Raw genomic sequence first — 8,572 nt, 5'->3', positions numbered from 1 at the left:
ACAGCCCTTGTGCTGCGAGCTGCTTGCTCATCCCAACAACCGCCAATGCGCTCACATCAGCCCCAAATATCAAGCGTGATGACCTTGAAGGGTGGGTTGTGTGGCGGTGCGCAGTATTGCTGGATGCAGGATAGTCGCCGGACCGCACCGGTAAAGCGTTGCGGGACGGCCACCTTGGCGAGTGGTCTGCGCTCCGGTCGAGATCAGCGCCCCCTCGGTACCGGTGATCTTGCGGTGGAAATTTCGCTGATCGAGGGTCTCGCCCCAGACGATCTCGTACACCCTGCGTAACTCGGTGACGGTGAACTCCGGCGGGCAGAATCGGGTGGCGAGCGTGGTGTACTCCAACTTGCTTCTGGCCCGCTCGACCGCATCGGCGACGATCCGTCTGTGGTCGAAAGCTAGTTCCGCACGCCCGTCCAGCACAGAGTCGACAGGCGTCCACACTGCTGCTCGCGCATCGCCACCGGCTTCAGGCGCCGGAAGGTCTGGCATGAACGCCAGGTAGCAGACGGTCACCACGCGTCTGCGCGGATCCCGGTCCGGCGAACCGTAGGTACGCAGCTGCTCGAGATGAACGCGGCGCAAGTCCAGGCCGGTCTCTTCGGCCAGTTCACGTTCGGCCGCGGCGTCCAAGTCCTCACGGTTGTCCTCGAGGAATCCGCCCGGCAGGGCCAGGAAACCCTGCCATGGTTCTATCCCGCGTTCCACCAGCAGGATCTGCAGGGCGTCCTCCCGCACGGTGAGCACCGCGAGGTCGACGGCGATGGCGACTTCGGGTATGCGCCAGCCACTCTCGGCCATTTTTCGCCTCCTTTCCACAAACAAGCTTACGTCATATTGACGTAAACAAAACCCGAGGTTAGCGTCATTGGACGGAGGTTTTCGTCTGAGACTCCGATCACCTGGGGAGAAACAATGATCGTGATTCTGACCGCTCTCGGCGTTGAGCAGAACGCCGTCCTGGACCACTTGGTCGACATCGAAGTCCACGCGCACGACAAGGGCACACTGTTCGATGTGGGCGCGGTGGCCGGCCATCCACAGCACCGTATTGCGGTGGGTGTCACCGGCCCGGGTACCACCACCGCAGCCACGTTGACCGAACGCGCCAGAGCTGAATTCTCGCCCGCCGCAATGATGTTCGTCGGCATCGCCGGTGGCTTGCGTGACTGGCTGGGAATCGGCGACGTGGTCGTGGCCACCAAGATCCACTCCTATCAAGGCGGACGCAGCGAGGACGACCAGTTCCTGACGCGACCGCGCTCCTGGGAACCCTCGCACCGGATCGAGCAGGTCGCCCGACGACTTCCCAGAGGTCACGCCTGGTACAAGTTCCTTCCCGAGCAAGCGAGCAAGGCTGAGCCCGAGGTGCACTTCGACCCGATCGCCGTCGGAGACGTCGTGCTGAACTCCACCACTTCACCACTTGCCCAGCGGATTCGCGGGTCCTACAACGACGCAGTCGCCGTGGAAATGGAAGGCTCGGGTTTCGCACACGCCGCAGCCCTGAGCGATCAGGTGCCCGCGGTGGTCATTCGCGGAATCAGCGACCATGCGGACGGCTCGAAGGCCACCACCGACCGGGCCGGCGGTCAGCAGATCGCTGCGCGCAACGCTGCCGCGTTCGCCATCGCCCTGGTCACGTCCCTCGAACCGCATTCCGGCGGGGCGGCAACGACTCCCACACCACCGACCCCAACCGTACCCACGATCAACAACACGTTGGTCGCACGTGACAATGCCACGGTCGACAAGCAGATCGGCACGCAGTTCCACTGGGGCAGCAGATGAGCAGTGATGCCGACACCACCCAGGTGTCGGTGAACAACCAGCTCACGGCAACCGACAATGCGCGGGTCAATCAGCAGATCGCCACGCAATTCTCCGGTTCCGTCATACATCAAGCGACGGTCTACACCAGCCTGCCCGGCGATCCGCCGCATGTCCGACATGAGGTGGCCAGAGCCCATCTCGACGGCGACCGCCCTCGCCGTGCTCAGGAAATGTTCGGCAGCTTGCTCACGGATGGACACGAGACCAATGAGCGGGCCTACCTCTATGTGCTGTCGGTGCTCAGCGACCGTTCCTACGCCGACGTCACCGCCGAGTTGTCCGAGGAAATCCGCTACGCCACGACAACGGCTGCCCACTGTCCCCGAGACGAATGGCGCGATGCACTCGACGTCGTGAATGCACTCCTGCGCTATGCCCACTCCGAACTCGGCGACGGACCCTTGGCACAGGAATTCACGATCACAGTCCAGACTTTCGGCACACTCAGCCCCGTTCGGCAACACGAGATCGACCGGCATATGGAGCTGATTCTCAGCGGCGCCGAACAGGAACGCCTCGCTGCCCAACGCAAGTACCAGGTCGCGGTGGAACGAATGAGCGGTGACCGGCTCAGACGCGCATGGAAATTCTTCGAACCCCACCCACGACCACCTGCCAAGTGGCTGCCCCCACCCATCCGGTACACCAACACAGGCTGGCGGGACGCGACTCTGGGTTGTGTCGCGGCGGCGCTGGCAATCGCGTGGGTGCTACACAGCGGGATCACGGTCCGGGCTGGAGTCGGGCTGACACTGACCGCGGCCTTCGATTACCTCGCACTGCGCTGCAGAACGGTGTGGCAGACGCATCTCTGCCACACCGACAACGTCCGCGCAAATTACCAACCGGAACCGTTTCGGCCGGACGCGAAGTTCGACCTGCTGGTCGACAGCTGCTTTCGGGATGCAGACCTCGGTGGACTAGGAGATATCAGCGCGGGGTATCGCGGAAACCTCAAACGCAGGCTGCAACAGCAATACAGCAGCGACGACGTGTACCCCGGCGAGCTGAAGTGGCTGATCATGCGGCACGCAGCGCGAGTCGGCCAACGACGTATCGACCTGCAGGCCGAATCTCCAGAGGCACAAAGGGCGGCAAACCTCCAGACCGTCGGCGTGGCGATGTGGGCGATCGGGCTCGCCGTAATGGTGACTCTCGGCCACGTCATAGGGCTTTTCCTCGCGGCAGGCAGCTGGTGGGGCATCGTCGGTATCGCTCGCATCCTGTCCGCCTCACGGGCATACGCTCTGCTCGACCATGAAGCCCAGACGCTGCTGACCCAAGAATGGGCGTGGTACTACCACTGGCTCGAGATACTGGCCGATCGCCCAACCGACGCGGAGATGGCACACTGGCTGGCTCTCGACAAAGCCCTGCTCAAGGATGACGCCCTGCGGAGAGCGAATCTTCGCGAGCGTGACCTGGTGACGCATGTGGTGCTGACACAACGAGCCCCGTACGCGCGCAAGGGCCGAGTCGCCGACGGCCCACCGCGGTACGAAAGGTATCTGGTCTACGTTTTCCTGCTGACCCGATACGGAATGCGCACCACACGAACACATCTGGACCTGACCACGGGTGATGTGGGCAACGAGCAACACCAGATGTTCTCCTACGATGCCGTCGCATCGGCCTCGGTAACAGAGAAGCGCGTCCGCACCCACCTGGCCGACGGCAGAGCCAACATCGAGCGCACCCGCAGGCGGGTGTTCCGGTTAACCCTGCTCGACGGCACATGCATCGCCGAGGTCAAAGAACACCCGAGCGCCACCGACGACGAGACACCAGACATCGATGAGGCACAGGAGACCGCAACCGTGCAGACCGCGGGGTTCGACCGCGCACTTCGGGTATTGGAAGCTGTTGCCACCGAGGGCCGGGACTGGATCGCACGTGACCAGGAGCGCAGACAGCGCTGGGCCCGAAATTGGTGCACAAGATCTTCGACAATAGCGAGGCAGGGACATGGGTGAACCTCGACGAAGTCAGCACCGCAGGTGATGAGTCCAGACTTTCCCGGAAGAGTCGTGGCCGTTGAAATCCGGCTCCGAGCCTTGCGGCCCGGCGCCACATGCGCCACCCGTCGCCCGTTATCCAGCTGACCGCGTTGAGATCCTCGTCGAGCCTTGCGGCCCGGCGCCACACGCGAGCGGATACACGGTGATCGCCTCGGCGTACCCGTTGAGATCCTCGCCGAGCCTTGTGGCTCGGCGCCACTCCCGCACGTCGCCGGGCGGAAGATGTTCCGCCCCAGGGTTGAGATCCTCGCCGAACCTTGCGGCCCGGCGCCACCCGGCGCCGACCAGCCAGTCCCCCGCCTGTTTGTTGTTGAGATCCTCGCCGAGCCTTGCGGCCCGGCGCCACCCGCTGGCTCAACAGCCAGGACCTGAAGTACGTGATGTTGAGATCCTCGCCGAGCCTTGCGGCCCGGCGCCACTTCACCGTCACGGCCACCACATGATCGGGGTCGATGTTGAGATCCTCGCCGAGCCTTGCGGCCCGGCGCCACCCTGGATGACCTGCAATTTCAATCATCCACTGAACGAGCAACCTCAAATATACGTCTGTCACAACCGAATCCGCGCTGGTCGCCACTTCGGAACCTCCCTGGAAATGAGGTCGCACCTAGGGTTCCGAAGCCAGCAGATCCGTTGGGTACCAGAACCGGAGCGCCCTCACCGCGGAGCACGCGCCACACAAGCAGGAGCTTGTCTATCTCTGCTCCAGCATGTCACCCGCATCAATGCCAGACGCTGGCCAACCGTCGTTCGATCTATCGATCGCCGGGCGACTGTTCGGGCCTTGTGACGACTGGTCAGCCTCAACGTCGGAGAATTCGCTGATCAGTTGCTTTATCTCGCGAGTGGTGAGCCCGGTGCGGTTCGAGATAGCCGCGTTCGTTTCGCCCCGTCGACTCATCCGCGCCAGGCACAAACCTTGCCTGTGCTTCAATTTTTCGACCGCGACTCGATGGCGTGCGCGTGCGGTGTTCATCGCCTCGTCACGATCGAAGTCTGCAGCCTCCAAACGTTGCTCCAACGCAAGGAAATCCGCGAGGTCAGCTTCATTCTCACGGTTGCGCGCGGCCTGCTCGGCACGTTCCTGAGCGAGACGTTCACGTGCCTGACGACGTGCGGAAATCGGAGATTTTTTCTTGCCAGACATAGCCACTCCCCTAACCGAATCAACACACCTCCAGTACATCTGACATTATAGATGTTGACATTTTCTCTGCATTACCGTAGCGATTTAGACAATCGCCATTTTCTCGCCTTCATCGATCTATCACACCTCTTGCATTTCGGATAACGAAAAGATAACTACCGATATACTGCAAATAGTGACTGCAACGTTGCACAAGCTTTCAGCTGGGGACGGGTACGAGTACTACGTTCGGCAAGTTGCTGTCCAGGACGCGTCTGATCGCGGCAGTTCGGCGCTGGCGGACTACTACACCGCGAAGGGGGAATCGCCCGGCATCTGGTGCGGATCGGGACTGCTGGCGTTCGACGAGATCGCTGCTGGTGATCCGGTGTCGGAAGATCAGATGCACGCGTTGTTCGGGGAAGGGCGGCACCCGGACGCGACGCGCATCGAGGAACAGGTCCGAATGGCCGAGATCGGCAAGGGTGCCAAGCCGAAGGACTCGGCACGCGCAGCGTTGGCCGCAACTCGCCTGGGCCAGCCGTACCGGATCTATACCGATGGTGGCGAGTTCCGGCAGCGGTGCGCCGAAGCGTTCGCATCTGCCAATGTCGCCCATGGCGTAGCGCCGAACGCGGCATTGCCGGATGGGGCGCGGGCGGCGATCCGCACACAGGTAGCGCGGAAGATGTTCGCCGAGGAGTTCGACCATGCACCCACCGACGATCGAGAGCTGTCCGGTTGGGTCGCCCGCCACTCCCGCAACGCCACCACCGCTGTGGCCGGGTTCGACTTCACATGTTCCCCACCCAAGAGCGTATCGGCGCTGTGGGCCATCGCCCCGCGCACCATCGCCGACAAGATCAAAGCCGCGCACGACGCAGCCGTCGCCGACGCGATCCGGTACCTGGAACGTCGCCACACCTATACCCGCGTGGGACGCAACGGATGTCGACAGGTCGACGTGGAAGGATTGATCGGCACAGCGTTCGTGCACCGCGACAGTCGTGCGGGCGATCCTGATCTGCACACGCACGTCGTGTTGGCCAACAAGGTCCGAACCCTCGACGGGGGTTGGTATTCACTGGACGGGCGACTGCTCTACCAGGGGACCGTCACCGCGTCGGAGGTATACAACAGCCACTTGGAGATGCATCTGACGCAGTTGGTCGGAGTGGCGTTCGAGACGGTTCCGCATCCAGATCCGTCCAAACGACCAACCCGAGAAATCGTCGGAGTCGACCGCAACCTGTGCCGACGATGGTCACAGCGCCGCGCCCAGATCGAGTCCCGACTCGACGAACTGGCCACCCAGTTCCAGCACCACCACGGCCGCGAACCGATCTCCAAGGAGATGCTGGGCCTGGCCCAGCAGGCAACCCTGGAAACCCGCGAATCCAAGCACGAGCTCCGATCCCTGGGCGAGCAACGCGCGAGCTGGTGGGACGAGGCAGTAGAAGTTCTCGGCTCACCAAGAGCGGTCGTCGCGATGGTGCGCGCGGCGTGTCACCCACCCCGCACAGTGCCGGAAACCATTGACGCCACATGGATTTCGGACGTCGCGGACGATGTGATCGCAACGGTGTCCGAGGATCGGGCCACATGGCGAGAAACCCATATCCGGTCCGAAGCGGAGCGTCGCGTCCGAGGCCGGATTCCCGCCGACCGGTGGGAGGTGACGGTCGAAGAGATCGTGGCCGAAGCGCTGTCACCGAGCAGGTCCATCGCTCGTCGGATACCCGACCGAATACCCACACCCCCACTCTTGGTGCGTCGCGACGGCACCGACGTCTACCGGACCGCAGGCTCGCAGCAATACACCTCCGCACGCATCCTGTCCGCCGAGCGCCGCCTGCTGGCTGCCGCCCAACACCGCGGCGGCCGATCCGTCCCGCACGACGCCGTGGATGCCGCCGCCCAGAAGTTCGCGCAGCAGAACAACGGTCGCCGTCTCAACGCCGGCCAGGAAGCACTCGTGCGTGGATTCGCAACCAGCGAGGCACAGTTCGCGGTAGCGACGGCGCCGGCCGGGACCGGCAAAACCACGGCCATGCATGTGCTCGCGCAAGCATGGACAGCGCACCAGGGCACGGTGCTCGGTCTCGCTCCGACGGCCGCTGCGGCGGCAGTGCTGGGCGAAGACATCCACGCCGCCACCCATACCATCGACAAACTCACCCACACCCTCGAACGTGTACTCGCAGGAGACGATCCGGTCGTTCCGCAGTGGATTCACGACATCGGCCCCGACACCCTGGTGATCATCGATGAGATCGCCAAAACCGGCACACTGAAGCTCGACCTGGCCGTCGCGTTCCTGCTCAAACGCGGCGCGAAAATATGCGGCATCGGCGACGACCACCAACTCGCGTCGGTCGCCGCGGGCGGCATCGTGCGCGACATCGTCGAAGCCACCCACGCCCACACCCTGACCTCGGTCATGCGATTCACCGACCGTGCCGAAGGCCCGGCCAGCCTCGCCCTGCGCGCCGGTGACCCGGCCGCCATCGGGTTCTACCTCGACCACGATCGCGTCCATTCCGGCACCCCGGCCGCAATCCAAGACGCCGCCTACACCGCATGGAACCGCGACCGCGCCGCAGGACTGGACGCGGTCATGCTCGCACCCACCCACGAGATCGTCCACACACTCAACGAACGCGCCCGCGCCGACCGCCTCGCAGAACTACTCGCCACCGGCAGGTCCATAGGTCCACACGTCACCGTGGCCGACGGATTGTGCGCCAGCGTCGGCGACGTCATCATCACCCGCCGCAACGAATCCCGACTACGCATCTCGGCCACTGACTCAGTACGCAACGGATACCGCTGGAACGTCACCGCCATCCACCCCGACGGCAGCATCACCGCCACACACCTGCGCTCACGACGCCGCATCACCCTGCCACCGAGCTACGTCGCAACCGACGTCGAGCTGGGATACGCCTCCACCATCAGCACCGCCCAGGGCATCACCGTGGACACCTGCCACGGCGTCCTCACCGGACACGAAGACCGCGCCCTGCTCTACGTGATGCTCACCCGCGGCCGACACGCCAACCACGCCTACGTCCCCACCGCCCCGGACGGCAGCGAACAAAGCCCCTGGACCTACCAAGCACTGCACCCGGCCACCGTCGTCGACCAGCTGACCGACATCATCGGCCGCGACGGACACCAGCGATCGGCCACCACCCTGCAGCGAGAAGCGCTCGACCCGGACCTCCGGCTGGGCCGCGCGGCCGATGCCTACACCGACGCCATCGGCACAATCGCCGAACACCGCGTCGGCCCCGACACCATGTCCCGCATCGACGCAGAAGCCGAAGCCCTGCACAACGGACTGACCGACCAACTCGCCTGGCCAACACTGCGCGCACACCTCGCCACAATCGCCGTCGAAGGGCACGATCCCGTCGCCGCCCTTCGCACCGCGGCCGCCGAACGCGAACTCGCCACAGCCGCTGATACCGCCGCCGTACTGGACTGGCGACTCGACCACACCGGCAACCACTCCGCCGGGATCGGCCCTCTCCCCTGGCTGCGTGCCATACCAACCGTCCTCGCCCGCGACCCCGACTACGGTCTATAT

Annotated in this window: 5 protein-coding genes and 1 CRISPR repeat array; of the genes, 3 read left to right on the top strand and 2 right to left on the bottom strand. The window is 64.1% G+C overall.

Annotation, left to right across the window (positions count from 1 at the left end; translation table 11 throughout):
* Nucleotides 1-69 precede the first annotated feature (69 nt).
* Complete coding sequence (locus tag ON40_RS25385; RefSeq protein ID WP_040826878.1) at nt 70-804, bottom strand: NUDIX hydrolase; 735 nt, start codon at nt 802-804, stop codon at nt 70-72.
* Between the two features lie 114 nt (nt 805-918).
* On the opposite strand from ON40_RS25385, the gene ON40_RS25380 reads away from it, so the two are divergent.
* Together ON40_RS25380 and ON40_RS25375 are read left to right on the top strand one after the other, a co-directional pair.
* Entirely contained in the window at nt 919-1,794 is an 876-nt protein-coding gene (locus tag ON40_RS25380) for a 5'-methylthioadenosine/S-adenosylhomocysteine nucleosidase family protein (RefSeq protein WP_040826876.1), read from the top strand.
* On the top strand, nt 1,791-3,809 hold the full coding sequence (locus tag ON40_RS25375) for a hypothetical protein (RefSeq protein WP_040826874.1): 2,019 nt from the start codon (nt 1,791-1,793) through the stop codon (nt 3,807-3,809). Before ON40_RS25380 ends, ON40_RS25375 begins: the two co-directional genes overlap by 4 nt.
* A gap of 132 nt (nt 3,810-3,941) precedes the next feature.
* A CRISPR array of direct repeats spans nt 3,942-4,345; the repeat unit is 38 nt; unit sequence TGTTGAGATCCTCGCCGAGCCTTGCGGCCCGGCGCCAC.
* Nucleotides 4,346-4,548: 203 nt separating this feature from the next.
* Here the strand turns inward: ON40_RS25375 and ON40_RS25370 are convergent.
* Nucleotides 4,549-5,001 carry a hypothetical protein gene (locus ON40_RS25370; RefSeq protein ID WP_040826872.1) on the bottom strand — a complete coding sequence of 151 codons (453 nt, stop codon included), beginning with the start codon at nt 4,999-5,001 and terminating at the stop codon, nt 4,549-4,551.
* Nucleotides 5,002-5,176: 175 nt separating this feature from the next.
* Between ON40_RS25370 and mobF the strand changes: the two genes are divergently transcribed.
* Nucleotides 5,177-8,572: MobF family relaxase (mobF, locus tag ON40_RS25365; RefSeq protein ID WP_040826880.1), on the top strand; the 3,396-nt coding region annotated here is incomplete at its 3' end.

The organism is Nocardia jiangxiensis NBRC 101359, from assembly GCF_000308615.1.
Classification (GTDB): Bacteria; Actinomycetota; Actinomycetes; order Mycobacteriales; family Mycobacteriaceae; genus Nocardia; species Nocardia jiangxiensis.
The sequence above is the reverse complement of the archived record's forward strand: the minus strand, read 5'-3'. Positions and strand labels throughout refer to the sequence as shown.

Excerpts from the sequence above, each read along its gene's own strand:
- ON40_RS25380 (WP_040826876.1), top strand. The coding sequence starts at position 919 with ATGATCGTGATTCTGACCGCTCTCGGCGTTGAGCAGAACGCCGTCCTG.
- ON40_RS25370 (WP_040826872.1), bottom strand. The coding sequence starts at position 5,001 with ATGTCTGGCAAGAAAAAATCTCCGATTTCCGCACGTCGTCAGGCACGT.
- ON40_RS25385 (WP_040826878.1), bottom strand. The coding sequence starts at position 804 with ATGGCCGAGAGTGGCTGGCGCATACCCGAAGTCGCCATCGCCGTCGAC.
- ON40_RS25375 (WP_040826874.1), top strand. The coding sequence starts at position 1,791 with ATGAGCAGTGATGCCGACACCACCCAGGTGTCGGTGAACAACCAGCTC.